This is a genomic window from Mesorhizobium sp. LEGMi-168a, assembly GCF_058312955.1.
On sequence record NZ_JBZEGV010000002.1, the window covers coordinates 297443 to 322526 of the forward strand.

At 64.5% G+C, this 25084-nt stretch carries 19 protein-coding genes; 6 read left to right on the plus strand and 13 right to left on the minus strand.

Going from position 1 to position 25084, the window contains the following annotated elements:
• Window position 1 precedes the first annotated feature (1 nt).
• The 7 genes from glgA to AC4FWB_RS04770 all read right to left on the minus strand — a co-directional run bounded on the left by glgA (window position 2) and on the right by AC4FWB_RS04770 (window position 10881).
• Window positions 2-1447, minus strand: coding sequence for a glycogen synthase GlgA (glgA, locus tag AC4FWB_RS04740; RefSeq protein WP_491024629.1), 1446 nt, complete (start codon window positions 1445-1447; stop codon window positions 2-4).
• A 116-nt stretch (window positions 1448-1563) separates the two neighbouring features.
• Window positions 1564-2829 (minus strand): glucose-1-phosphate adenylyltransferase, encoded by a 1266-nt coding sequence (gene glgC / locus AC4FWB_RS04745; protein WP_320220114.1) that lies wholly within the window; start codon window positions 2827-2829, stop codon window positions 1564-1566.
• A 61-nt stretch (window positions 2830-2890) separates the two neighbouring features.
• On the minus strand, window positions 2891-5104 hold the full coding sequence (gene glgB / locus AC4FWB_RS04750) for a 1,4-alpha-glucan branching protein GlgB (RefSeq protein WP_491024630.1): 2214 nt from the start codon (window positions 5102-5104) through the stop codon (window positions 2891-2893).
• A 183-nt stretch (window positions 5105-5287) separates the two neighbouring features.
• Window positions 5288-7750: a glycogen/starch/alpha-glucan phosphorylase gene (locus AC4FWB_RS04755; RefSeq protein ID WP_491024631.1), complete on the minus strand. Its 2463-nt coding sequence runs from the start codon at window positions 7748-7750 to the stop codon at window positions 5288-5290.
• Between the two features lie 142 nt (window positions 7751-7892).
• Window positions 7893-8675 carry an ATP-binding cassette domain-containing protein gene (locus AC4FWB_RS04760; protein WP_491024632.1) on the minus strand — a complete coding sequence of 261 codons (783 nt, stop codon included), beginning with the start codon at window positions 8673-8675 and terminating at the stop codon, window positions 7893-7895.
• Window positions 8676-8677: 2 nt separating this feature from the next.
• The gene (locus AC4FWB_RS04765) at window positions 8678-9742 is read right to left on the minus strand and encodes an ABC transporter permease (RefSeq protein ID WP_491024633.1); all 1065 of its coding nucleotides are present in this window, start codon (window positions 9740-9742) and stop codon (window positions 8678-8680) included.
• A 161-nt stretch (window positions 9743-9903) separates the two neighbouring features.
• Window positions 9904-10881, minus strand: a complete 978-nt coding sequence (locus AC4FWB_RS04770) for a sugar ABC transporter substrate-binding protein (RefSeq protein ID WP_491024848.1) — start codon at window positions 10879-10881, stop codon at window positions 9904-9906.
• Between the two features lie 267 nt (window positions 10882-11148).
• Here AC4FWB_RS04770 and AC4FWB_RS04775 point away from each other — a divergent pair, with 267 nt between their 5' ends.
• From AC4FWB_RS04775 to AC4FWB_RS04790, 4 genes are all read left to right on the plus strand, one after another.
• Window positions 11149-12375, plus strand: coding sequence for an ROK family transcriptional regulator (locus AC4FWB_RS04775; protein WP_491024634.1), 1227 nt, complete (start codon window positions 11149-11151; stop codon window positions 12373-12375).
• Window positions 12376-12377: 2 nt separating this feature from the next.
• Window positions 12378-12824, plus strand: a complete 447-nt coding sequence (locus AC4FWB_RS04780; protein WP_491024635.1) for an RbsD/FucU family protein — start codon at window positions 12378-12380, stop codon at window positions 12822-12824.
• Window positions 12821-13744 (plus strand): carbohydrate kinase family protein, encoded by a 924-nt coding sequence (locus AC4FWB_RS04785; RefSeq protein WP_491024637.1) that lies wholly within the window; start codon window positions 12821-12823, stop codon window positions 13742-13744. Before AC4FWB_RS04780 ends, AC4FWB_RS04785 begins: the two co-directional genes overlap by 4 nt.
• A gap of 243 nt (window positions 13745-13987) precedes the next feature.
• The gene (locus AC4FWB_RS04790; protein WP_491024638.1) at window positions 13988-15130 is read left to right on the plus strand and encodes a DegT/DnrJ/EryC1/StrS family aminotransferase; all 1143 of its coding nucleotides are present in this window, start codon (window positions 13988-13990) and stop codon (window positions 15128-15130) included.
• A gap of 5 nt (window positions 15131-15135) precedes the next feature.
• Here the strand turns inward: AC4FWB_RS04790 and cysQ are convergent, their stop codons facing one another.
• From cysQ to cysD, 3 genes are read right to left on the minus strand one after another with little or no spacing between them, the layout of a single operon-like run.
• Window positions 15136-15924: a 3'(2'),5'-bisphosphate nucleotidase CysQ gene (gene cysQ / locus AC4FWB_RS04795; protein WP_491024850.1), complete on the minus strand. Its 789-nt coding sequence runs from the start codon at window positions 15922-15924 to the stop codon at window positions 15136-15138.
• A gap of 10 nt (window positions 15925-15934) precedes the next feature.
• Window positions 15935-17872 carry a sulfate adenylyltransferase subunit CysN gene (gene cysN / locus AC4FWB_RS04800; protein WP_491024640.1) on the minus strand — a complete coding sequence of 646 codons (1938 nt, stop codon included), beginning with the start codon at window positions 17870-17872 and terminating at the stop codon, window positions 15935-15937.
• Between the two features lie 2 nt (window positions 17873-17874).
• On the minus strand, window positions 17875-18780 hold the full coding sequence (gene cysD / locus AC4FWB_RS04805; RefSeq protein WP_126101397.1) for a sulfate adenylyltransferase subunit CysD: 906 nt from the start codon (window positions 18778-18780) through the stop codon (window positions 17875-17877).
• 451 nt (window positions 18781-19231) lie between these two features.
• Here cysD and AC4FWB_RS04810 point away from each other — a divergent pair, with 451 nt between their 5' ends.
• The gene (locus tag AC4FWB_RS04810; RefSeq protein ID WP_491024642.1) at window positions 19232-20524 is read left to right on the plus strand and encodes an O-antigen ligase family protein; all 1293 of its coding nucleotides are present in this window, start codon (window positions 19232-19234) and stop codon (window positions 20522-20524) included.
• Window positions 20521-21459: an NAD-dependent epimerase/dehydratase family protein gene (locus AC4FWB_RS04815; RefSeq protein ID WP_491024644.1), complete on the plus strand. Its 939-nt coding sequence runs from the start codon at window positions 20521-20523 to the stop codon at window positions 21457-21459. The genes AC4FWB_RS04810 and AC4FWB_RS04815 overlap by 4 nt, the downstream gene beginning before the upstream one ends.
• Here the strand turns inward: AC4FWB_RS04815 and AC4FWB_RS04820 are convergent.
• The 3 genes from AC4FWB_RS04820 to AC4FWB_RS04830 all read right to left on the minus strand — a co-directional run bounded on the left by AC4FWB_RS04820 (window position 21447) and on the right by AC4FWB_RS04830 (window position 25037).
• Window positions 21447-21941, minus strand: a complete 495-nt coding sequence (locus AC4FWB_RS04820; protein ID WP_491024851.1) for a sugar transferase — start codon at window positions 21939-21941, stop codon at window positions 21447-21449. The two genes, AC4FWB_RS04815 and AC4FWB_RS04820, sit on opposite strands and share 13 nt — an antisense overlap.
• A gap of 45 nt (window positions 21942-21986) precedes the next feature.
• Complete coding sequence (locus AC4FWB_RS04825; protein ID WP_491024646.1) at window positions 21987-22898, minus strand: glycosyltransferase family 2 protein; 912 nt, start codon at window positions 22896-22898, stop codon at window positions 21987-21989.
• Between the two features lie 102 nt (window positions 22899-23000).
• A complete protein-coding gene (locus AC4FWB_RS04830; RefSeq protein ID WP_491024648.1) occupies window positions 23001-25037 on the minus strand; it encodes a UDP-N-acetylglucosamine 4,6-dehydratase in 2037 nt (678 codons plus the stop codon).
• Between the last annotated feature and the right edge of the window lie 47 nt (window positions 25038-25084).

Sequence of the window (25084 nt, forward strand, 5' to 3'; positions counted from 1 at the left end):
CTCAGGCAGCCCTTTTCGAAAGCAGCAAGCGATAGAGTTCGACGTATTTCTCGGCGCTCTTGTCCCAGGAGACATCGGCCTTCATGCCCTGGCGCTGGATCGAGGCCCAGGCCGCGGGCCTGGCATGCGCCTCGACCAACCGGCGAATGGCGTGCAGCAGCGCGCCGCCATTGTTGGGCGCGAACTGGAAGCCGGTGGCCACGCCCGCCGAAAGCGCCGCCTCGTTGGCGTCGATGATGGTGTCGGCGAGGCCACCGGTGCGAGCGACGACCGGCACGCAGCCATAGCGCAGGCCGTAGAGCTGCGTCAGCCCGCAAGGCTCGAAGCGCGACGGGATGACGATGGCGTCGCAGCCGCCCTGCATGATGTGGGAAAGGGCTTCGTCATAACCGATGACGACGCCGACGCGGCCGCGGTGCCGCGCGGCGGCGGCAAGCAGCGAGCCTTCGAGGCCGGCATCGCCCGAACCCAGGATCGCCAGCCGTGCCCCGCGCTGAACGATGCCGTCGACGACCGCGGCCAGAATGTCCATGCCCTTCTGCCAGGTCAGCCGGCTGACGACGCAGACGATCGGGCTGTCGTCATTCTCGAGATTGAAGCGATCCTCGACGGCGTTGCGGTTGAGGCCGCGGGCTTCCAATGTCTCGGCAGAATAGTTGGCCACCAGATGCTTGTCGGTCGCCGGGTTCCAGATATCGACGTCGATGCCGTTGACGATGCCGTAGAGGTCGGTGGCGCGCATGTTGATCAGGCCGTCGAGGCCCATCCCGAATTCCGGCGAACGGATCTCCTGCGCATAGGTCGGGCTCACCGTGGTGATCGCCCAGGCGGCCTGCAGGCCGGCCTTGAGAAAGCCGACGCCGCCATAATATTCGACACCGTCGAGCTGCATCGCCACGCCCGGCAGGCCGAGTTCGCCGAAGATGCCGGCGCCGAACTGGCCCTGGAAGGCAAGGTTGTGCACGGTGATCAGCGACGGCACGCCGACCGCCTTGCCGTAGCGCATATAGGCGAGCGTCATCGCCGACTGCCAGTCATGGGCATGCACGATGTCGGGCTGGTAGCCGGAGATCGCGCCGCCCGCGATGTCGCCGCCGACCTGGCTGAGCGCCGCGAAGCGCCGCCAGTTGTCCGGCCAGTCGGAGCCGGAGATGGTGCCATAAGGCCCGCCCTGGCGGTCGAAGAGATGCGGCGCGTCGAGCACGAAGAGGTCGAGCTCGCCGATCTTGACGGCATGGACCGAAGCCTTGCCGCCCTGCAGCAGCGTATACTGGTAGACGGCCTTCTTTTTCTTGAAGGCCTCCATCACCACCGGGTAGCCCGGAACCAGCGTGCGCATCGCCACGCCCTTGCAGGCGAGCGCGATCGGCAGCGCGCCGGTCACGTCGGCAAGCCCGCCGGTCTTGATCAGCGGGAAGATTTCGGGCGTGACCGACAGAACCTGCATGCGCTCCACATTCCGAACTTAAAGTGACAGCTTGTTGATCAGAGCGACAATTCGTTGATCAAAGCGACGACTTGTCGATCAAATTGATCAGACTGACAGCTTGTTGATCGACCTTGTCAGGTCGACAACTTGTTGATCATGTCCTGGGTGATCAGGCAGATGCCCTTTTCCGAAACGCGGAAGCGCTTGGCGTCGAGCGCCGGATCCTCGCCGACCACCAGTCCTTCGGGAATATGGACGCCATGGTCGATGACGACGCGCTTGAGGCGCGCGTTGCGGCCGACCTGGACGTCGGGCAGCATCACCACCTCCTCGAGCTTCGAATAGGAATTGATGCGCGCGCCGGTGAAGATCAGGCTGCGGCGCAGCGATGCGCCGGAAACGATGCAGTCGCCCGACACCAGCGAGGAGATCGCTTCGCCGCGGCGGCCATCCTCGTCATGCACGAACTTGGCCGGCGGCTTCAATTCGGCATAGGTCCAGATCGGCCAGTCGCGGTCATAGAGATCGAGCTCAGGCGTGACGTCGGTGAGATCGATGTTGGCTTCCCAATAGGCGTCCACCGTACCGACGTCGCGCCAGTAGGGCTCGGCCTCATGCGAGGAGCGCACGCAAGACTTGGCGAAACGGTGCGCGATCGCCTTACCGTGCTCAACGATGTAGGGGATGATGTCCTTGCCGAAGTCGCGGCTGGAGCCAGGCTCGGCCGCGTCTCGACGCAGCTGCTCCATCAGGAACTTCGTCTTGAAGACGTAGATGCCCATCGAGGCCAGCGCAAACTCCGGCTTGTCCGGAATGCCGGGCGGATCGGCGGGCTTTTCGACGAAGGCGATGATGTTGTCCTTGCCATCGACATGCATGACGCCGAAGCCAGTCGCCTCCATGCGCGGCACTTCGAGACAGCCGACGGTGACGTCGGCATTGGCGTCGACGTGCTGGCGCAGCATCAGCTCGTAGTCCATCTTGTAGATGTGGTCGCCAGCGAGGATGACCATGTATTCAGGCCCGTAGGCCTCGATGATGTCGATGTTCTGGTAGACCGCGTCCGCCGTGCCCTCATACCACTGCGTTTCCGAGACACGCTGCGAGGCAGGCAATATGTCGAAGCTCTCGTTTCGCTCGGGCCGAAGGAAGTTCCAGCCGCGCTGCAGGTGGCGGATCAGCGAATGCGCCTTGTATTGGGTGGCGACGCCAAGACGGCGGATGCCGGAGTTCAACGCGTTGGACAGCGCAAAATCGATGATGCGCGTCTTGCCGCCGAAATAGACCGCGGGCTTGGCGCGCCGGTCGGTCAGCTCCTTGAGGCGGCTGCCGCGGCCGCCGGCCAGCACATAGGCCATGGCATCGCGCGCCAGCGGCTGGGTTCTCTTGATCTCTGCCATTGTTTGCCTCCCTCCTAAGCTGTCCGGAACTTTGCTTCGGCAAGATGAGATATCATCTGCTTCAGTCCGCGACGAATTCCAGCATGATCGTCGAGAGCGGCGGCAACAGCATCGTCGCCGACGTGCTGCCCCCTTCCCCATTCGCCACGACCATGCCGCCATTGCCCATGCCGGAGCCGCCATAAGCGGCGGCGTCAGTGTTGATGATCTCGCGCCATTCGCCCGCCTTCGGCAGCGGCACGCGATAGTTCTCGCGCGGCACCGGCGTGAAATTGGAGATGACGGCGATCGAATTGCCGTCCGGCGCGCTGCGCAGCCAGGCAAAGACCGAGTTGTCGCGGTCGTCGACGATCAGCCAGGAGAAGCCGTCCGGCTCGCAGTCGCGCGCATGCAGCGCCGGTCGCGAGCGGTAGAGGTAGTTCAAGTCCCGCACCACCTGCCAGACGCCGCGATGCGGTGCGAATTCGAGCAGGTTCCAATCGAGCGCGCGTTCCTCGCTCCACTCGCGGCGCTGGGCGAATTCCTGCCCCATGAACAGAAGCTTCTTGCCGGGATAGCCCCACATGAAGGCGTAATAGGCGCGCAGCGTGGCGAATTTCTGCCAGTCGTCGCCGGCCATCTTGTGAAGCAGCGTGCCCTTGCCGTGCACGACCTCGTCGTGTGAGAGCGGCAACACGAAATTCTCGGAGAAGGCGTAGACAAGGCCGAAGGTGATGTCGTTGTGGTGGTGCTTGCGGTAGATCGGCTCCTTGGAGAGATACTCCAGCGTGTCGTGCATGAAGCCCATGTTCCACTTGAAGCCGAAGCCGAGCCCGCCTTCATGCACCGGCCGCGAGACCTTCGGCCATGAGGTGGATTCTTCCGCGATCGTCATGACGCCGGGGTGGTGGCCGTAAAGCTCCTTGTTCATCTTCTGCAGGAAGCTGACGGCCTGCAGGTTCTCGCGTCCGCCCTTCTCGTTGGGGATCCATTCGCCCGCCTTGCGCGAATAGTCGAGGTAGAGCATCGAGGCGACCGCGTCGACGCGCAGACCGTCGACATGGTATTTTTCGGCCCAGAACAGCGCGTTGTTGACGAGGAACGATACCACCTCGCGGCGGCCGAAATTGTAGATCGCGGTGTTCCAGTCGGGATGAAAACCCTGGCGCGGATCGGCATGCTCGTAGAGCGCGGTGCCGTCGAATTGCACCAGCCCGTGCTCGTCGACCGGGAAATGCGCCGGCACCCAGTCGAGGATGACGCCGACGCCGGCGCGATGGGCGCCGTCGACGAAGCGGGCGAAGCCGTCGGGATCGCCGAAACGGGCGGTCGGCGCGTAGAGGCCGGTCGTCTGGTAGCCCCAGGACGGGTCGTATGGATGCTCGGAGATCGGCAGGAACTCGATATGGGTGAAGCCGGTGTCGACCACGTAAGGGATCAGCCGCGCGGCGAGCTCGTCCCAGGTAAGGAACGTGCCGTCGTCGCGGCGCTGCCACGAGCCGGCATGGACCTCGTAGATCGAGATCGCCTCGCGCCGCGGATCTGCTTTTTGCCAGAAAGTGCGGTGCGCCTCGTCGCCCCATTGATGCGCCATCGGCGGCGCCGTCACCGAAGCAGTCGCAGGTCGCAGCTCGGATTCGAAGGCGAACGGGTCGGCCTTGAGCGGCAGCCTGACGCCGTCGGGGCCGATGATCTCGAACTTGTAAGGCTGGCCGGCGCGGAGGTCCGGAATGAACAGCTCCCAGATGCCGGTGTCCTTGCGGTCGCGCATGGTATGCCGGCGGCCGTCCCATTCGTTGAAGGCACCAACCACCGAGACGCGCCTCGCATTGGGCGCCCAGACGGCGAAATGCACGCCGGTGGCGCCCTCATGCTCGATGATATGGGCGCCGAGCTTGTCGAAGAGCCTTAAGTGAGAACCCTCGGCCATGTAGTAGTCGTCCATCGGCCCCAGCACCGGGCCGAAGGAATAGGGATCGGTCAGCCACCAGTCGCCGCCGGCATTTCTGGCGTGATAGCGCAGCGGCTGGCGCTTGCGGATCGAAAGCCTGCCCTCGAAGAAGCCGGCATCGTTGCTGCGGATGAGGTCCCCGACCTCCTTGCCGGTCAGCGTGTAGGCGGTGACGAATTCGGCATTGGGCACGAAGCAGCGGGCGACGAAGCCTTTGCCGGCTTCATGCAGGCCAAGAACGGCAAAGGGATCGCCATGCGTTCCGGCGACAATCGCCGCGACATCGCCGGCTGGCGCCAGTCCGTCCGGCCCGCTTGTCGCAGCGGTCGCGCGCGGCTTCCTCATCAGGCGGTCGCCCTCCCTGGGCACCAGTCTTTGTTTTGGTGCATGCCGTTGTCCAAAACCGCTACGCACTTTTGGGCGGCATGCACCGGTCTTTGTTTGGTGCATGCCGTGATCCCAAAACCGCTACCCGCTTTTGGGCGGCATGCACCGGGGTCGCATCGTTCGTGACCTCATGCAATCACATCAGACCGGCACGTTCCAGATTTCTTTCGCATATTGGCGGATGGTGCGATCGGACGAGAACCAGCCGACGCGGGCGACGTTGCGGATGGCACGCGCGTACCAGTCGGGACTGTTGCGCCACACGGCGTCGACCTCGCGCTGACAGGCGGCGTAGGAATCGAAATCGGCCGCCACCATGAACCAGTCGCTCTGATAGAGGCCGTTCATGAGATCGCGATAACGGTCGGGGTCGTCGGGCGAGAAGACGCCGGACGAGATCGCGGCCACCGCTTGCGCCAGCTCCGGCGAGGCCTCGATCACGCCGCGCGGATTGTAGCCATTGTTGCGCCGGTCGGCGACCTCGGCGGTCGTGAGGCCGAAGATGAAGATGTTGTCGTCGCCGACATGCTCCTTGATCTCGACATTGGCGCCGTCGAGCGTGCCGATGGTCAAGGCGCCGTTCAGCGCGAACTTCATGTTGCCGGTGCCGGACGCTTCCATGCCGGCGGTCGAGATCTGCTCGGAAAGATCGGCGGCCGGCATCATCAGCTCGGCCAGGCTGACATTGTAGTTCGGCACGAACACGACCTTGAGCAGGCCGCGCACCGCCGGATCGCGGTTGATAACCCTGGCGACGTCATTGGCCAGTTTGATGATCAGCTTGGCGTTGTGGTAGCTGGGCGCCGCCTTGCCGCCGAAGAATTTTACCCGCGGCATCCAGTCCCGCTCGGGATGCGAGCGGATCTGGTCGTAAAGCGCGATCGCCTCCAGGATGTTGAGCAGCTGGCGCTTGTATTCGTGGATGCGCTTGACCTGGATGTCGAACAGCGCCGACGGGTCGAGCTTGATGCCGAGCCGGTCGGCGACGAGGTTCGCAAGCCTCACCTTGTTCTGCCGCTTCACGGCGGCGAACTTCTCGCGGAAGGCGGCATCGCCGGCGAGAGGGTCGAGATCCTTGATCGCCTCGATGTCGTCCATGAAACGGCCGCCGATCGCCTCGCGGGCAAGCGCGGTCAGGCCGGGATTGCACTGGATCAGCCAGCGCCGCGGCGTGATGCCGTTGGTCTTGTTGTTGATGCGGTCCGGATAGAGCTTGTGGAGGTCGGCGAACACCGTCTCCTTCATCAGCTCTGTGTGGAGCGCCGAGACGCCGTTGATCGAATGCGAGCCGACAAAGGCGAGATTGCCCATGCGCACGCGGCGGTCGCCGTTTTCCTGGATCAGCGAGATGCGGGCGATCTGCTCGCCGGAGAATCTTCCGGTGGCCCGGGCCTCGAGCAGCACCTCAGCGTTGATGGCATAGACGATCTGCATATGACGCGGCAGCAGCCGCTCGAACAGCGGCACCGGCCAGCTTTCCAGCGCCTCGGGAAGAAGCGTGTGGTTGGTGTAGCCGAAGGTGCGTTTGGTGATGTCCCAGGCGAGATCGAAATCCATGCCGTGGACGTCCATCAAGAGCCGCATCAGCTCCGGCACGGCGACCGCTGGATGCGTGTCGTTCAAATGGATCGCGGCCTTGTCGGGCAACGACTTCAGGTCGCCATATTGGCTGAGATGGCGCTGAACGATGTCCTGCAGCGAGGCGGTCGAGAAGAAATACTCCTGCCTCAGCCTCAGCTCCTGCCCGGCCATGTGCGAATCGGCTGGATAGAGCACGCGCGACAGCGCGTCGGCCTTATTGCTTTCGGCGAGCGCGCCGATGTGGTCGCCGGCGTTGAACTTGTCGAGCAGGATCGGGTCGATCGGCATGCCGGACCAGAGCCGCAGCGTGTTGACGCGCTTGGCGCGCCAGCCGGCGACCGGCGTGTCGTAGGCGACGGCAAGCACATGCTCGGTCGGCTTCCAGACATGGCGTTCGAGCCGGCCGTCCTTGGAGGTGATCGATTCCACCGAGCCGCCGAAGCCGACTTCGAAGGAACGCTCGCGGCGCTCGAACTCCCACGGATTGCCGTGGTCGAGCCAGGTCTCCGGCAGCTCCACCTGCCAGCCGTCGTGGATCTCCTGGCGGAACATGCCGTTGGCGTAGCGGATGCCGTAGCCATGCGCCGGGATGTCGACTGTCGCCATGCTTTCCATGAAGCAGGCGGCGAGGCGGCCGAGGCCGCCATTGCCGAGGGCTGCGTCCGGCTCGAGGCCGGCGATCAGGTCGAGGTCGACGCCAAGCGAAGCCAGCGCCTCGCGCATGTTCTCCATCAGCCCGAGATTGGAGAAGGCGTCGCGCATAAGGCGGCCGATCAGGAATTCGAGCGACAGGTAATAGACGCGCTTTTCCTGCTGGTCGTAAGCTTCCCTGGTCGCCTGCATCCAGTGATCGACGACGCGGTCGCGCACCACCTTGATCGAGGCGGTCAGCCAGTCATAGGGCGTGGCGACCGTGGTGTCCTTACCGACCCTGTATTTGAGGGACAGCAAGACTTCCTCGGCGAGCGTCTTGGGGTCGGGATTGTCGAGAGCGGGGGCTTCGGTTGTCATCGTGCGCGTCATGCTGCCTCTCGTGATAGTGCCACGATAATACCGGCTTTCACCGTTGCTCCTACCCCACCTTACTGCATTGCAGCATATATTCAATCGATTTAGGTCGCTGTCCCACCCGCTTCCCCCGCGGCAATTTACTCGTGGACGGAGATCAGGCCGCCAGCGCGTCCTCCGGCGGCTTCTTGGCGCCGGTCATGAGGGCGACGGCATCCGACATCGAAATCTGCTTGGGATCGACGACACACAGGCGCCTGCCAAGCCGGTGGATATGGATGCGATCGGCCACCTCGAAGACATGCGGCATGTTGTGCGAGATGAGCACGATCGGCAGGCCGCGCTTCTTGACGTCGAGGATCAGCTCCAGCACGCGGCGGCTTTCCTTGACGCCGAGCGCTGCCGTCGGCTCGTCCATGATCACCACCTTGGAGCCGAAAGCGGCGGCGCGCGCCACCGCGACGCCCTGGCGCTGGCCGCCCGAGAGCGTCTCCACCGCCTGGCTGATGTTCTGGATGGTCATCAGGCCGAGCTCGGTCAGCTTGTCGCGGGCGCGCTTTTCCATCGCCGGACGGTCGAGCATGCGGAACCAGCTGCCCAGCGGGCCGGACTTGCGGATCTCGCGGCCGAGGAACATGTTGTCGGCGATCGACAGCGCCGGCGACAAAGCGAGGTTCTGGTAGACGGTCTCGATGCCGGCCTCGCGGGCCTCGATCGGCGACTTGAAGTGCACCTGCTTGCCGTCCAGCTCAATGGTTCCCTCATCGGGGTGCACGGCGCCGGAGATCGCCTTGATCAGTGTCGACTTGCCAGCGCCGTTGTCGCCGATCACCGCCAGGATTTCTCCTGGGTAGAGATCGAAGTCGCATGCGTTGAGCGCGGTGACACGGCCATAGCGCTTGGTAAGACCACGCGCGGTGAGGACGGGCTCTTGGGTCATGGTTACACCGAAACCTTTCTGATCCACTGGTCGATCGCCACGGCGCCGATGATCAGCACGCCGGTGAGCAGCACTTTCCATTGCGGATCGGCGCCCAGCATGTTGAGGCCCATCGAGACGACGCCGACGATCATCGCGCCGAACAGCGTGCCGAGGATCGATCCGCGGCCGCCAAAGAGCGATATGCCGCCGATCACCGTCGCGGTGATCGCCTGCAGGTTGTAGTCGGTGACGGCGGCGGACGGCGAAATCGAACCGTTGCGGCCGATCGAGACCCAGGCCGCGAAGGCGGCGATCAGGCCGGCAAGCGTGTAGACCGCCATCAGCACCTTCTTGGTTTGGATGCCGGAGAGCTTCGCCGCTTCCGGATCGTCGCCGACGGCATAGACATGGCGGCCCCATGCCGTGTGGTTGAGCACGTACCACAGCAGAAGCACGAGCAGGACCATGGCGATGACGCCGGCGGTCAGCACCGCGGAACCGACCCTGAAGCTCAGCGCGAAGAGGTGCAGCAGCGGCGCCTGGGCGTCGACGTCGGCGTCGCGGATCGTCTCATTGGCCGAATAGATGAAGTTGGTGGCCATGACGATGTTCCAGGTGCCGAGCGTGACGATGAACGGCGGCAGCTTCATGTAGGCGACCAGCAGACCGTTGAGCAGGCCGCAGGCGCCGCCGGCGGCAAGGCCCACGATCACCGCGAGAAGGGTCGGCATGCCGTATGTGATGGCGCAGTTGCCCATGATCACGGCCGAAATCACCATGATCACGCCGATCGACAGATCGATGCCGGCGGTCAGGATGACCAGTGTCTGGGCGGCGCCGAGAATGCCGACGATCGCGATCTGCTGCAGGATCAACGTCAGCGTGTAGGACGAAAAGAAACGCCCGCCGATGGCGATACCGAAAATGATGATCGACAGCACCAGCACGATCAGCGGCACCGCCGCGGGCGTGGAATGCAGAAAATGCTGGGCGCGCTTGACGAATGACTTGCCGTGCTCCTCGAAGGCGGCGACGCTGGTGTCGCTGCCCGTGAGCACCTTCTCGAATTCCTGCATCTGAGACATGTATCCTCCCGTCTGTGCGGAGCTTGCTCACTGCCCCACACGCCGTCCACGCTATCCGGTCTGTCGCCAGGATTGTCAGCGCTTACGAAAGCGCATCGTCCACCCGATGCGGCCGGGGATCAAGCCCCCGGCCGCAAGGTTTGTTGCCGGTCAGGCCAGCATCAGCCCCAGCACTTGGCGAGGCCTTCCTTGGTGTCGATCGACTTCACACCGTTGGCCGGCTTGTCGGTGACGAGGTTGACGCCGGTGTCGAAGAAGTTCTTGCCTTCGGTGGGCTTCGGCTTCGTGCCGTCCTTGGCGTAGGCCGCGATCGCCTCGATGCCGAGCGCGGCCATCTGCAGCGGATATTGCTGCGAGGTGGCGCCGATCACCCCTTCGGTCACCGACTTGACGCCCGGGCAGCCGCCGTCGACGGAGACGATCAGCACCTGCTTCTCGAGGCCGACGGCCTTGAGCGCCTGGTAGGCGCCGACGGCCGCGGGCTCGTTGATGGTGTGGATGACATTGATGGTGTTGTCCTTCTGCAGGAGGTTCTCCATCGCCTTGCGGCCACCCTCTTCGTTGCCGTTCGTCACGTCATGGCCAACGATGCGCGGGTCATCCTCGTCGCCGATCTTGTTGGGATCCTTCACATCGATGCCATAGCCTTCCATGAAGCCCTGATCGCGCAGCACGTCGACCGTCGGCTGCGAGGGAGTGAGATCGAGGAAGCCGATCTTGGCGTCCTTGGCCTTGTCGCCGAGCGTGGCGGCGGCCCAGGCGCCGATCAGCTTGCCGGCCTCCAGATTGTCGGTGGCGAAGGTGGCGTCGGCAGCATCGATGGGATCGAGCGGCGTGTCGAGCGCGATTACCAGCAGGCCGGCATCACGCGCCTTCTTCACCGTCGGCACGATGCCCTTGGTGTCGGAGGCGGTGATCAGGATGCCCTTGGCGCCGTCGGCGATGCAGCTTTCGATCGCCGCGACCTGGCTCTCGCTGTCGCCGTCGATCTTGCCGGCATAGGTCTTGAGGTCGACGCCGAGTTCCTTGGCCTTGGCGGTCGCGCCCTCCTTCATCTTGACGAAGAAGGGGTTCGTGTCGGTCTTGGTGATCAGGCAGGCGCCGACGCCCGCGGCCGATGCGGACGAGGCGAACGCCATCAAGCCCAGCCCGGCAGCCGCGAACACAGTGGATTTCAGCAGCGATTTCTTGGTCACGATTTTCCTCCCAATGGAACCATTTCCGGACGCCGGCCAACCCGGCGCCTCACGCATCCAACCATTCTCCCAGCGTGGACGCCACCTCAAAAGACACCAGTCCGAGCCGCCTGTCAATAATTAAATCACTCTTATTTATTATTGACAGGCTTGCGCTGTTCACTCATTCTGAACGAAAAGCAGTGTGGGGAAACCGACGGGAGGAACAGGGTGGAGACCGGCATTGCGAGGCACGGTTCGCCCGAGGCTCTGGAGAGCCGCCTGCATCGCGGCACCAACCAGAGCGGCATGCGCGACCACAATGAACGGCTGGTGCTGTCGCTGGTGCGCCAGCATGGCAGCCTAGCCAAATCCGATATTGCGCGCATGACCGGGCTGTCAGCGCAGACGGTGTCCGTCATCATGCGCGAGCTCGAGGATGACAAGCTGCTCGTTCGCCAGGCGCCGCTGCGCGGCAAGATCGGCCAGCCGTCGATCCCCATGGCGCTCAACCCGGAAGGCGCCTTCTTCATCGGCCTCAAGATCGGCCGCCGCAGCGCCGAGCTGGTGCTGATCGACTTCCTCGGCAATGTGCGCGCGATGCTGCAGAATTCCTATCGCTATCCGGCGCCGCGCGAGACGGTCGAGTTCGTCACCGCGGGGATCAGCAAGATGCGCGGCGAGCTGACGCCGGCGCAGGACAAGCGCATCGCCGGGCTCGGCATCGCCATGCCGTTCGAGCTGTGGAGCTGGGCCGACACTGCCGGCGCGCCGCGCGAGATCATGGACGAATGGCGCCACCGCGATATCCGCGCCGACATCCAGGCGCAGTGCGACTTTCCGGTCTATCTGCAGAACGACGCCACTTCCGCTTGCGGGGCGGAGCTCGTCTTCGGCCAGGCGGGCGCCGCGCGCGACTTCGTCTATTTCTACATCGGCGCCTTTGCCGGCGGCGGCATTGTGCTCAACGGCCGCCTGTTTGGCGGGCCGACCGGGAACGCCGGCGCGCTGGGCTCGATGCCGGTGCCGGGGCCGGACGGCAAGCCGACGCAGCTGATCGACGTCGCCTCGATCGCGATACTGGAAAAGGCGCTCAGCGCGAAGGGCATCGACGGCTCGTATCTTTGGACCTCGCCGCAGGAATGGGGCGATATCGGCGCCGAGCTCGACGACTGGATCGCCAGCGCTTCGCAGGCGCTGGCCTATGCGATCGTCGCCGCCTCCTCGGTCATCGATTTCGAAGCGGCGGTGATCGACGGCTGGATGCCGCTCGAGGTGCGGCGGCGGCTTGTCGATGCGGTCACGGATGCTATCGCCGGCATCGACGCCGAGGGATTGAAGCTGCCCATCGTGCGTGAAGGAACGGTCGGCATCCATGCGCGGGCGCTGGGCGGCGCCAGCCTGCCGCTGTCCGAGCGATTCCTGATCGGACCGACCACGATTTCCAGGAGCGCCTGACCATGCTGATCGGCATCCCGTCGCTGCTCGGCCCGCAGCTTCTGGCGACGCTGCGCGCCATGGGTCATGGCGACGAGATCGCCATCGTCGACGGCAATTATCCCGCCGAGGAACAGGCGCGCAGGCTGATCCGCGCCGACGGCCATCCCATCATTCCGGTGCTCGACGCCGTTTTGAGCGTGCTGCCGGTGGACGAGGCGGCGCCCGAGGCTTTGTTCCGTGCCTCGGTCAAGGGCGATCCGACGCTCGCCGATCCCGTGCATCATGAGATGGAAGCGGTCTGCGCGAAACGTGCGCCGGGTCACAAGGTGATTGCGCTGGCCGGCGCCGACTTCTATGCACGCGTCAAGGCCGCGCACGCGATCGTGGCGACCAGCGAACCCAGGCTCTATGCCAACATCATCATCCGCAAGGGCGTGATCCATCCGCCGGAGACCGACAAGAAATGATCCTCTGCTGTGGCGAAGCCCTGATCGACATGCTGCCGCGCACGACGACGGAAGGCGAAGCGGCCTTCGCGCCCTATGTCGGCGGGGCGGTGTTCAACAGCGCGATCGCGCTTGGGCGGCTGGGCGCCCCGGCGGGCTTCTTCTGCGGCCTCTCCTCCGACCTGTTCGGCGGCCAGCTCCGCGAGGCGCTGGGTGCCAGCAAGGTGAGCTCCACCTATGCGCACACCTCGCCAAAGCCCACGACGCTCGCTTTCGTGCGGCTCACCAACGGCCAGGCGACCTACACCTTCTATGACGAGAACACCGCCGGGCGCATGCTGACCATCGAGGACCTGCCGAAGCTCGGGGCCGAGATCGAGGCGATGCTCTTCGGCGCCATCAGCCTGATCTCGGAGCCGGCGGGATCGGCCTATGAGGAGTTCATGCGGCGCGAGCACAAGAGCCGGGTGATGATGCTCGACCCCAACATCCGGCCGAACTTCATTCCGGACAAGGCCAAGCATCTCAGACGCATCCGCGAGATGATGGCGATGGCCGATATCGTCAAGCTGTCTGACGAGGACCTCAACTGGTTCGACGAGGCGGGCTCGCATGAGGACGTCGTGCGCAACTGGCTGGACCGCGGCCCCAAGCTGATCGTCGTCACTCATGGCAGCGAAGGCGCGGTCGGCTACAGCCGGGAACACAAGGTCACGGTGGTGCCGCAGAAGGTGAAGGTCGTCGACACGGTCGGCGCCGGCGACACTTTCAATGCCGGCATCCTGGCCTCGCTGCACGAGCAGGGCCTGCTCACCAAGGCGGCGATCGGCGGCCTGCCGGAGGACGCGATCCGCAAGGCGCTGGACCTTGGCGCCAAGGCCGCCGCGGTGACGGTATCGCGGGCCGGCGCCAACCCGCCCTGGCGGCACGAAATCGCCTGATTGGCTGTCCGCGAGGCCCTGCCCGACCGATCACTTTATGTTTCGAAAGGCCGGAACAGCGCGACAAAAGGCGCCGGAAGTGCACCCGGAAGCCCGGATTTCCGGCTTCCTCGGGCACTACGCCGGCAAAAGACGGTAACAGGCTGCGACACTTGCGCAATTCGCCTCGGCCGTGGCCGGCTTTTTCAGCCGTGCCAAGTCTGGTACCAGCGGGCCGGTTTACTGGCAGCATTTGAGGCCGACATGCAGTTCATCGATCTTGGCGCGCAGCGCGAACGAATCCGCGACCGGTTGAAGGCCGCGATCGATAAGGTGGTCGAAGACGGCCGTTACATCCTCGGGCCCCAGGTCACCGAATTCGAGAACAAGCTCGCGGCTTACGTCGGCGTCAAGCATGTGGTGGCCTGCGCCAACGGCACCGACGCGCTGCTTCTGCCGCTGTTTGCCGCCGGCATCGGTCCGGGCGACGCCGTGTTCGTGCCGAGCTTCACGTTCGCCGCGACGGCCGAAGTGGTGGCGCTCGCCAAGGCCGAGCCGGTCTTCGTCGACGTCGATCCCGACACCTACAACATCGACATCGCCAGCCTCGAGGCGGCGATCGAGATGATCAAGAAGGAAGGCCGCTTGACGCCGAAGGCGATCATCCCGGTCGACCTGTTCGGGCTTGCCGCCGACTACGAGGCGATCATGGCGATCGCCAAGCGCGAGAACCTGCTGGTGATCGAGGACGCTGCCCAGTCGATGGGCGGCTCGGCCGACCGCACGATGTGCGGCGCCTTCGGTCATGTCGGCTCGACCAGCTTCTATCCTGCGAAGCCCCTCGGCTGCTATGGCGACGGCGGCGCGATGTTCACCAATGACGGTGCGCTGGCCGACAAGCTCAGATCCTTTGCCTTCCACGGCAAGGGCGAGACGCAGTACGACAACGTCCGCGTCGGCATCAATTCGCGCCTCGATACGCTGCAGGCGGCGATCCTGATCGAAAAGCTCGCCATCCTCGAAGAGGAGATGGTGGCCCGCCAGGCGGTCGCAGATCGCTACGCAAAGGGCCTCGGCGACATCGTCAAGGCATCACGCAACCTGGGCCACGGCCGCTCGGCCTGGGCGCAGTACGCGATCGAGACGCCGAAGCGCGACGGGCTGAAAGCCCATCTCGGCGAAAAGGGCATCCCGTCGGTCATCTATTATGTGAAGCCGCTGCACGAGCAGGTCGCCTATCGCGACTTTCCGCGCACGCCGACCGGTCTCGCCGTTTCGGAAAAGCTGCCGAAACAGATCCTGTGCCTGCCGATGCACGCTTATCTCAGCGAAGCCGACCAGGACAAGATCATCGAGACGATCCGCAACTATATCGGCTCGAACTCGGCCCACGTCGCGGCGGCCTGAACCTGTCAGGCAGCGGTTGCGCTCTTGCCTGTCGCGATGAAATGCGGGTTGGCGAAATCCGTGTCGGTGGCCTGGTTGCGCTTGCCGTAGACGAGCGGCTGGCCGTCCAGCGTGCGCGTCATGCCGCCGGCGGCGCGCAGCACCGCATCGCCTGCCGCCGTATCCCATTCCATGGTGCGGCCGAAGCGCGGGTAGACGTCGGCCTCGGCGGCGGCGAGCAGGCAGAATTTCAGCGACGAGCCGATGGAGACGATCTCGGCGGCACCGAGATCGCGGATAAAGGCGTCGGTCTCCGGCGTGTTGTGCGAGCGGCTGGCAACGACGGCGAGCGGCGTGCCCCCTGCCCGCACGGCAATCGGCCGTCGGCCGACAATGCGATAGTCGTTATCCACTTCGATCGCTTCCGCCTTGCCCGGCCGTCCACTGAAAAAACGCCCGGTGCAAGGCGCGAAGACGACGCCGACTTCCGGCGCGCCATGGCGCACGAGCGCGATGTTGACGGTGAAATCGGTGCGGCGGTTGACGAATTCCTTGGTGCCGTCGAGCGGATCGATCAGGAAGAAAGCGCCCTCGAGATCGGGCGTGGCGATGCCCGCCGCAACCTCCTCCTCGGCCACGCAAGGGATGTCCGGATAGACAGCGCGCAGGCCGGCGAGGATGATCTTCTCGCTTTCGCGGTCGGCTTCGGTCACCGGCGAAGAGTCGGACTTCTTGTCGACCGCGCAACCCTCGTGGAAGACGCGCATGACCTCGCGCCCGGCATCGAGCGCCAGGCGCTCGAAGACGCCGAGCATCGCCTCGTCGTCAGATACCGCCGCCATTGTCATACTGCTCTTCGGCAATGTCTCGCTCAGTCAGCCAGTGTTCCAGGGCTTCCGCCATCTCCTGCGGGCTCCTGCCGAGAGTCTCAAGATGGATTTCGGGATTCTCCGGCGCCTCATATGGGGAATCGACGCCGGTGAAATTCTTGATCTCGCCGCTCAGCGCACGCGCGTAAAGGCCCTTCGGGTCGCGGCGGGCGCATTCCTCGAACGGCGTGTCGACGAACACTTCGACGAATTCGCCCTCGGCCATCAGCTCGCGCGCCATGCGCCGCTCGGCGCTGAAGGGCGAGATGAAGGAGACGATGACGATCAGGCCGGCATCGGCCATCAGCTTGGCCACTTCGGCAACGCGGCGGATGTTTTCGACGCGGTCGGCATCGGTGAAGCCGAGATCGCGGTTGAGGCCGTGGCGGACATTGTCGCCGTCGAGAATGTAGGTGTGGCGGCCGGACGCAAACAGCTTCTTCTCGAAGAGATTTGCGATGGTCGACTTGCCCGAGCCGGACAGACCGGTGAACCAGAACACGGCGGAGCGCTGGTTCTTCAGGTCGCTGCGACCGCGCTTGCCGACATCGAGCGACTGCCAGTGGATGTTCTCGGCGCGGCGCAGCGAATGCAGGATCATGCCGGCGCCGACGGTGGCGTTGCTGATGCGATCGATCAGGATGAAGGCGCCGGTGGTGCGGTTCTCGGCGAAGGGATCGAAGGCGATCGGCGCCCGTGTCGAGAGATTGCAGACGCCGACTTCGTTGAGGTCGAGCGACTTCGCCGCCTCATGCGCGAAATCGTTGACGTTGACCCGGTACTTCAGGTCGGTGACGGTCGCGCTGACCTGGTCAGTTTCGGTGCGCAGAATGTAGGAGCGGCCGGGCAGCAGCGCCTGCTCGTCGAACCAGACGATGTTGGCGGCGAACTGATCGGCGACCAGCGGACGCGCGGCCGGCGACACCAGCATGTTGCCGCGCGACACCTCGACCTCGTCCTCGAGGACGAGCGTGATGGCCTGGCCGGCAACCGCCTGCTCAAGATCGCCGCCATGCGCGACGATGCGCTTGACGCGGGAAGCCCTGCCCGACTTGGCAACCACGACCTCGTCGCCCTGCGAAACCGTGCCCGAGGCGATAGTGCCGGCAAAGCCGCGGAAGTCGAGGTTCGGACGGTTCACATACTGGACCGGAAAGCGGAACGGCAGTTCGACGGCCGCCTCGTCGACCGACACGGTTTCCAGATGCTCGATCAGCGACGGCCCGGAATACCAGGGCGTGCGCTCCGACCGGCTGGTGACGTTGTCGCCAAAACGCGCCGACATCGGTATCGGCATGATGCTTGCGAAGCCCAGCTCTTTCGAGAAGTCGGTGTAATCCGCCACGATGCCGTCGAACACGGTCCTATCGAAGCCAACGAGGTCGATCTTGTTGACGGCAAGCACAATGTGGCGGATGCCGAGCAGCGAGGCGATGATCGAATGGCGCCTGGTCTGGCGCAGCACGCCCTGGCGCGCATCGATCAGCACGATGGCGAGATCGGCGGTCGAGGCGCCGGTCGCCATGTTGCGCGTGTACTGTTCGTGGCCGGGCGTATCGGCGACGATAAACTTGCGCTTCGGCGTGGCGAAGAAGCGGTAAGCGACGTCGATGGTGATGCCCTGCTCGCGCTCGGCCTCCAGCCCGTCGACCAGGAGCGCGAAGTCGACGTCGTCGCCGGTGGTGCCGTGCTTGCGCGAATCGCGCTCGAGCGCGGCAAGCTGATCCTCGAAAATCTGCTTGGTATCGGAAAGCAGCCGGCCGATCAGCGTCGACTTGCCGTCGTCGACCGAGCCACAGGTGAGGAAGCGCAGCAGCGACTTCTTCTCCTGCGCGGCCATGTAGTCGCGGATCGAGTCGGTCGGGGCGAGGCTCTTGGCCAGGATGTGGCGCATGCTTAGAAATACCCCTCGCGCTTCTTCTTTTCCATGGAGCCGGCCTCGTCGCGGTCGATGAGGCGGCCCTGGCGCTCGGAGGTGCGGGCGGTCAGCATCTCACCGACGATGGCTTCCAGCGTGTCGGCATCGGATTCTATGGCGCCCGTCAGCGGATAGCAGCCTAGCGTGCGGAAGCGCACGAGACGGTTCTCGACCGTCTCGCCGGGGCGCAGTTGCATGCGGTCATCGTCCTTCATGATGAGCATGCCGTCGCGTTCGACAACCGGCCGTTCCTTGGCGAAATAGAGCGGCACAATCGGGATATTCTCCTGCAAGATATACTGCCAGATGTCGAGTTCGGTCCAGTTCGACAGCGGAAAGACGCGGATCGACTCGCCCGGCGCGATGCGGGTGTTGAAGATCTTCCACATTTCCGGCCGCTGGTTCTTCGGGTCCCAGGCATGCTGCGCATTGCGGAAGGAAAAGATACGCTCCTTGGCGCGCGACTTCTCCTCGTCACGGCGGGCGCCGCCGAAGGCCGCGTCGAAGCCGTACTTGTCGAGCGCCTGGCGCAGCGCCACCGTCTTCATCACATGGGTATGGGTGTTGGAGCCGTGATCGAACGGATTGATGTTATCGCGCACGCCATCCTCGTTGACATGAACGAGCAGGTCGAAGCCGAGCTTCTGCGCCATCTGGTCGCGAAAGGCGATCATCTCGCGGAACTTCCAGGTCGTGTCGACATGCAGGAAGGGAAATGGCGGCTTGGCGGGATAGAAGGCCTTCATGGCCAGGTGCATCAGCACCGAGGAATCCTTGCCGACCGAATAGAGCATCACCGGCTTGGAGAAAGAGGCCGCGACCTCACGGAAGATGTGGATGGATTCGGCCTCGAGCCGCTGCAGATGGGTGAGCGCGATATTCATGGACTATTGAGCGTTCTTTCGTGCCAGCCAGAACCTTGCAGCAGGCGATTGGCGCGGTTCCTAAAAACAGCCCGTCAAGCCCTGGACACTTCTCGCGGGCGTTCTAGCAGATCGCGATTGCCCATAACAATGCAAGACACGCGCCGGGCACAGTGCTTCGGGAATGAATTTTCCAAGTGAACGCGATAAAGCGGAAAATCCTCCCAGGCAAGCTGGGCAATTGAAAGGCGCCGAACAAACCTATTGCATCGATTGGCTAGATTGACTTCGAACGGCTTTTGACCATGCGCCGATTTTTGACTGGACATCCATTGGCCGCCCTATCGGAGATCGGAGCCAGCCGCTATACCGGCGCGGGGAACGGGGCGAGGCGCGATGGAACGCGGTGGAGGGCAGCCGTTTGCTGCCTTCGCGGGTCCGCGCACAACCTGGAAGATAGCGAAGCAAGGCATTGAACCCGTTTACATCGCTCCGGCGCCACCTCACGCCGACACAGATCAACATCTACTTCTCGATCATCTGCTTCTTCTCGCCGCCCGTGCTGGGATCGGCGGTGAGCTTCGTCTTCAACGGCGGCGGGCTGTGGTCGGTGTTTCTGCTCGCCTTCGGGCGACGGCGATTCAACATCGACGGGCCGATGCTCGCCATGACGGTGGCGATCTGTGCCTATTGCGTGGCCATGGTCCTTGCTTCGATCGTCAACGGTGCGCTCGGGGCGGATTTTAAATATTTCCTGCCGCTGATCACCTTGCTGCTGTTCCCGATTTCCTATTCGACCTGGAGCATCACTGAGAAGATCACCCTTGCGCGCATAGCCGTGCTTGCAAGTGCCGCGGCATGTTGCGGCGCGCTGGCGATCGCCGTCGTTCAATATCGCTGGGTCGGCATGCGGGCCGAGGGCGGTGCCGGGAACGCGATCGTGTTCGCCACAGTCACCTGCCTTGCCGCCCTGACATGCCTTGCCGGCGCGCTCTCCGGGATCGTGAAGGGCTGGAAGCCGCTCGCCGGCGCGGCACTTGCTGGGGTGGTGGCGATCCTTCTTTCCGGATCGCGCATCATCTGGCTTGCACTGCCGATCGCCGCCATCGCCGTCCTACTGATCAACCGCCGCCGGTTCGCCGGCGCCAATCTGATGCGTCTGGTGCTGATCGCCGGCGCGGCCTGCCTGGTGATCGCCGCAATCGGCTTCCCCGTCATCATGGACCGCGCCGACTTCCTGTTCAGCGACTTAGACGCGCTGACGACCAAGGGCGATCACTCGACGGCGATCGGCCTGCGCGTGGCGATGTGGGAGATCGGGGTCGGCGCATTTCGCGAGATGCCGATTTTCGGCCATGGCATCACGGCCAGCCGGGCGCTGATGAAACAGGGCTTTCACGGCCAGTTCGGCATGGACGCAGGGTATAACCATTATCACAACGGCTTTCTGACCGCGGCGGTGCAGGCTGGTTTGTTGGGGGCGTTGGCCCTGGCGGCGATCTTCGTCGTCGCGGCCCGGAATGCGGCCAGGGCGCTGCGCCTCAGCGCCGACCCGGTGGAACGGTTCGGCGCAACGATGATCATCGTCACGGTCATCACCTATCTCATCGGCGGGCTGACCGGCATCCTGGTCGGCCAGGACCTTCTCGATTCGACGCTGATGGTGTTCCTGGTTTCGGGAACCTATCTGGCTTGCGGGCGAACGGTGTCGCCGATCGTCAAGGGCGCCGCCGCAATGGCGCCGAACACCAGCCACCATTCATGAAGGTTCTGGTCACCGGCGCGACAGGCTTCGTCGGGCGCAAGGTCGTCGTCCAGTTGCAAGGGGCCGGATTCGACATACGGGTCGCCTCGCGCCGGCCGGAAATGCTGGCGGCCGCAGACGATGCCGTTCTGCTGCCGGACGTCAACGCGCCGGACGAGGCCTTCCTGGCACTGACGCGCGATGTGACCCATGTCGTTCACTGCGCGGCGCTCAACAATGACCGGGACGCCAGCGAGGCCGACTACCAGGCTGCCAACGCAACGCTGACCGGCCGGCTGGCCAAGGCTGCGGCCACGAGCATCAGCGGTCGATTTGTCTATCTGTCCTCGATCCGCGCAGTGGCCGGTCCCGGCTTCAGCGGCACGATCAATGAGGCGACGCCCCCTGCCCCGCAATGCGCCTACGGCCGCTCCAAGCGGGAAGGCGAGATCGGGATGCTCGAGGCCTATGCGTCCACGGGGCGCGCGGATGCCACGGCGCTGCACCTGCCGCCCGTCTATGGCGAGGGCATGAGGGGCAATCTGGCGTCGCTGATGCGGCTTGCCGACACGGCCTTGCCGTTGCCGGCCGGCGCTCTGGCTGGTGTACGTTCGCTGGTCGCGTCCGAGACGGCCGCGGGCGCGGTGCTGCACCTTCTTTGCCGTCCCGGGCCGCTTCGCCCGGCCTATGTCGCGGGCAACGCCACTCCTCTTGCCATGTCCGAAATCATCGCTGCGTTCCGGCAGGGCTTCGGTCGTCCGCGGCGCCTTTTGCCCGTGCCGGCGATACCGCTCCGCCTGGCGGCGGCGTTGCTTGGCAAGCAGGCGGCCTGGCAGGCCTTGAGCGCGACCCAGATCTGCGATCCGTCGCTGCTGGCATCGGAAGGCTGGACGCCGGAGGCCGACACGTTCAACCGGCTTCGCGACCTGGCGCGACAGGCCGGTCAGGCCCGGTAAAATGTGCCAATAAGGATTTTGACGTCGAGGCCGATGGAAGCAGCCTTGATGTAGGCAGCATCGGTCTCGGCGCAGAGCTTTGGATCGGACATGTCGATGCCCTTGATCTGCGCGAGCCCGGTGATGCCGGGAGGCGCTGCCAGCACGCCCAGCCGCTGCCGGTGTCCGATCAATTCCGCCTGCGTCGGCAGGCATGGACGCGGGCCGACAAGGCTCATCTCGCCTTTCAGCACATTCCAGAGCTGCGGCAGCTCGTCGATCTTGGTCCCGCGCAGCACCTTGCCGACCGCGGTGACCGAACTGGCCGGCGCCTCATGCGTGGGCAGAGACGGCGTGTCTCGATGCATGGTGCGTAGCTTGTGGCAGGCAAAGAGAGCGCCTTCCCGCCCGACGCGAGGCTGCGAAAAGATGGCGGGCCCGGGCGACGTCGCCCGGATAGCCAGCATGGCGGTGAGCACGATCGGCGACGTCACCGCCAGCATCACGGCTGCGATGATGAGATCGAAAGCCCGCTTTGCCGTCACGGCTCAGATCCGGCGCCAAAGGAAGGCGAGGTAGAGCCCGAGCGTGCCCATGAGGGTCTGCCGGTAGACGCCGCTTTTGCCGAGCAGGCTGAAACGCCTGAGAGCGCTGCCCTTGCGCGCCCGGATGAACAGGCGAAGGCAAAGTGCTGCATCGCGTGCGACGAGGTCGCGGTTGACGGCAAGGCCCCTGAGATTGCTGTCCGTCCAGGTGGCGAACTGGCCCTGGAACAGACGCCCGAGCCTCGAAAACCTCGCCTTCCACGAGACATTGGCGCCGACGAGATTTGCCGCGTGCTGCCGGTACCTGACCAGCGGCCGCGGCTCGTAGCGGACCTTGCCGCCGGCGGCGGTGACGATGAGATATGCCCACCAGTCGTGGCTGACGAACTCGCTCCTTGCCGAGGCTTTCGCCAGAAGGTCGCGCGCCGCGCGGTTGAAAAGCATGGTGTTGCCGCCGGCGATGCTCTGCACCAGCGCATTGCGGAAGGACGGGGGACGGCGAAACAGCGGCGAATAGCCGGCCGGGACACCAGCCTCCGAGATGGTCGCCGTGCGTGAGCAGAACAGCAGCGGCGTTTCCATATCCTCCCCCTCCATCCAGCGGATGGCGCTCTCCAGCCGGTCCGGCTCCCAGACATCGTCCTGGTCGCAAAAGGCATAGTAATCGGCATCGATGCGCGGATCGATGATCATCGAGCGGAAATTGGCGGCGAAGCCCTCTCGCGGGCCTTCGCCCAACGTAAGGGAACCTTTGTTCCAGCGGGATCGCCACGCCTCGATGATTGCAGTCGTGGCGTCGGTCGAGCCGTCGTCGGACACCCAGAGATCGACGTTAGGCCATGATTGCGCGAGCAAGGATTCCAATTGCTCGCCGATGAATGCCGCGCCGTCCTTCGTGCCCATGAGAACGGCCACGCGCTGATCTTTTCCGGTCACGGCCTCAGAACCTGCAGGGCATTCGAATAGGCTTCAATAGCCGATGACGGAGGAATAACCATTTGCAGGGGCGGCACAGGTCTACCCGATCTGTCCGACCGTTTTCGGCGCCGTCTGCTCGGGCGCGCCGCCGGCGCTTTCCTCTGCTCGGTAGAGCCCCGCCAGGATGGCAAGCGCGGCTGCCTTGTCCTGGTCGTTCATCGCGGCCACCAACGCCGGCAGCGCGGCCTCGATCCTTCCCCATTCCACGACATCGCTCCTGAGGCCGAAGATCTTGGCGGTATCGAGCTTGACGACCTCTTCGTTCTCGCCATGCAGCGTCTCGTGCAGCTTCTCGCCGGGCCTGATGCCGGTGAAGCGGATCGCAATGTCGGTGTAGGGGCTCTTGCCGGCCATGCGGATCATGGTTTCGGCGACTTCGAGGATCGGCACGGGCTTGCCCATGTCGAGCATGTAGATGGCGTGGTCGTCGCTGCCCTGGCGCTGCTCGGCATCGGCGGCCGACATGATGACGAGGTCGACCGCTTCGGCCACCGTCATGAAATAGCGGGTCATGCGCCGGTCGGTGATGGTGACCGGCCCGCCAGCCTCGATCTGCGCCTGGAAGACGGTCGCCACCGAGCCATTGGAGCCGAAGACATTGCCGAAGCGCACGGCGATGAATTTGGTGCCGGAATGACGTAAGACCGGGGCGCCGGCCTGGTGGCCGTTCAGCCCGCCGGCATGCAACGGCGGCGGCGCAGCCTGAGTTTCATGCAGCGAGGAGACGATCTGCTCGGCCGCCCGCTTGGTGACGCCGAGCACCGAAGTCGGGTCGACGGCCTTGTCGCTGGAAATCAGCAGGAACTGCGGCACCCCGCATTCGGCGGCGACTTCGGCGCAGGCGAGCGTGCCGAAGACATTTGTCTCGATCGCCGCTTCCCAGTTCTCTTCCAGCAGCGGCACGTGCTTCAGCGCCGCGGCATGAAAGATGATCGCGGGTTTGAACTCGCCGACGAGGCGCATCATGTGCGGCCGGTCGGTGACGTCGACGATGCGGCTGGTCAGCCGGTCGCGGTCTTTTTCGTCGATCAGCTGATCGAGCTGGAAAATGCCGAACTCGGAATTGTCGGCCACCAGCACCGCCTCGGCGCCGAGCTCCAGCGCGCGCTTGACTAGGATACGGCCAATGGAGCCAGCGCCGCCGGTGACCAGCACGCGCTTGCCGCCGACGAAGGCGCCGATGCGCGCGACGTCGGTGGCGACGGCCGAGCGGCGCATGATGGTTTCCATCTCGACGGCGTCGAGAACCAGCTTGCCGCCCTGCCCCAGTTCCGAAAGACCGGAGAACTGGACGACGGCGATGCCGCTGTGGCGGGCGACGCGCACCAGCTCGGCATAATCCTCGATGTCGCGCTCGATCCCTTTGCCGAAGATCAGGAGGTCGAGGTTTTCCGTGCCTTTGACATATTCTTCCAGCACCTCGACCAGGCGCGGCCTGAGCGCCACGACCGGAACGCCCTGGATCTGGGTGCCGAGGGGCGCGTCGGCCTCGGTCGCCATGATGCCGGCGATGGCGTATTCGGCCGGCACGGCCGTGCGGGTGAAGCGGACGATCACGTCGGCCTCGCTCAGCCGGCCGATGAACAGCGCCTGCTTGATCGGCGCGTCGCCGGCGGCGCGGCGCAGGATGCGCCAGGACGCGCCGTCGCGAAGGAAGCGATAGTAGAGCCTGGGCGCCGAAATGATGGTGAAGGAGACCAGGAAGAAAACGATGAACTGGCGCTCGTTGAGGCCGGAGACCGGCTGATAGAACGAGCGGAAGGCAACCGCGGCCAAATAGAGGGCCACCGTCAGACTGCCGCAGCCCTTCAGGATGTTGAAGAAGTCGGGTGTCGAGGCAAAGCGCCAGACGGTGCTGTAAAGGCCGCTATAGCGAAACAGCACATGGGCGGCGAGCACGATGACCACCCAGCAGGCAAGCCCGCCAGAGGAGAACGCGTCGAAGGAAAGCCGCGACTGCGACAAAGTGAGGCTAAGCGCTACCGAGACCAGGACCATGACAAGGTCCTGGACCATGATGATGGCGCGCCGCATCTTCGGTCGGATCCCCGATACGGCTTCTGCGTAGGCGGTCATTGGGTAGTACTGAACTCCAGGCGTAGAGATACAATTACCAGAACGGC

Bases quoted from the DNA above. Each gene is read 5' to 3' on its own strand.
- glgA (WP_491024629.1), bottom strand. From the start codon at position 1,447: ATGCAGGTTCTGTCGGTCACGCCCGAAATCTTCCCGCTGATCAAGACC.
- glgC (WP_320220114.1), bottom strand. From the start codon at position 2,829: ATGGCAGAGATCAAGAGAACCCAGCCGCTGGCGCGCGATGCCATGGCC.
- glgB (WP_491024630.1), bottom strand. From the start codon at position 5,104: ATGAGGAAGCCGCGCGCGACCGCTGCGACAAGCGGGCCGGACGGACTG.
- AC4FWB_RS04755 (WP_491024631.1), bottom strand. From the start codon at position 7,750: ATGACGCGCACGATGACAACCGAAGCCCCCGCTCTCGACAATCCCGAC.
- AC4FWB_RS04760 (WP_491024632.1), bottom strand. From the start codon at position 8,675: ATGACCCAAGAGCCCGTCCTCACCGCGCGTGGTCTTACCAAGCGCTAT.
- AC4FWB_RS04765 (WP_491024633.1), bottom strand. From the start codon at position 9,742: ATGTCTCAGATGCAGGAATTCGAGAAGGTGCTCACGGGCAGCGACACC.
- AC4FWB_RS04770 (WP_491024848.1), bottom strand. From the start codon at position 10,881: ATGGCGTTCGCCTCGTCCGCATCGGCCGCGGGCGTCGGCGCCTGCCTG.
- AC4FWB_RS04780 (WP_491024635.1), top strand. From the start codon at position 12,378: ATGCTGATCGGCATCCCGTCGCTGCTCGGCCCGCAGCTTCTGGCGACG.
- AC4FWB_RS04785 (WP_491024637.1), top strand. From the start codon at position 12,821: ATGATCCTCTGCTGTGGCGAAGCCCTGATCGACATGCTGCCGCGCACG.
- AC4FWB_RS04790 (WP_491024638.1), top strand. From the start codon at position 13,988: ATGCAGTTCATCGATCTTGGCGCGCAGCGCGAACGAATCCGCGACCGG.
- cysQ (WP_491024850.1), bottom strand. From the start codon at position 15,924: ATGCTCGGCGTCTTCGAGCGCCTGGCGCTCGATGCCGGGCGCGAGGTC.
- cysN (WP_491024640.1), bottom strand. From the start codon at position 17,872: ATGCGCCACATCCTGGCCAAGAGCCTCGCCCCGACCGACTCGATCCGC.
- cysD (WP_126101397.1), bottom strand. From the start codon at position 18,780: ATGAATATCGCGCTCACCCATCTGCAGCGGCTCGAGGCCGAATCCATC.
- AC4FWB_RS04815 (WP_491024644.1), top strand. From the start codon at position 20,521: ATGAAGGTTCTGGTCACCGGCGCGACAGGCTTCGTCGGGCGCAAGGTC.
- AC4FWB_RS04820 (WP_491024851.1), bottom strand. From the start codon at position 21,941: ATGCTGGCGGTGACGTCGCCGATCGTGCTCACCGCCATGCTGGCTATC.
- AC4FWB_RS04830 (WP_491024648.1), bottom strand. From the start codon at position 25,037: ATGACCGCCTACGCAGAAGCCGTATCGGGGATCCGACCGAAGATGCGG.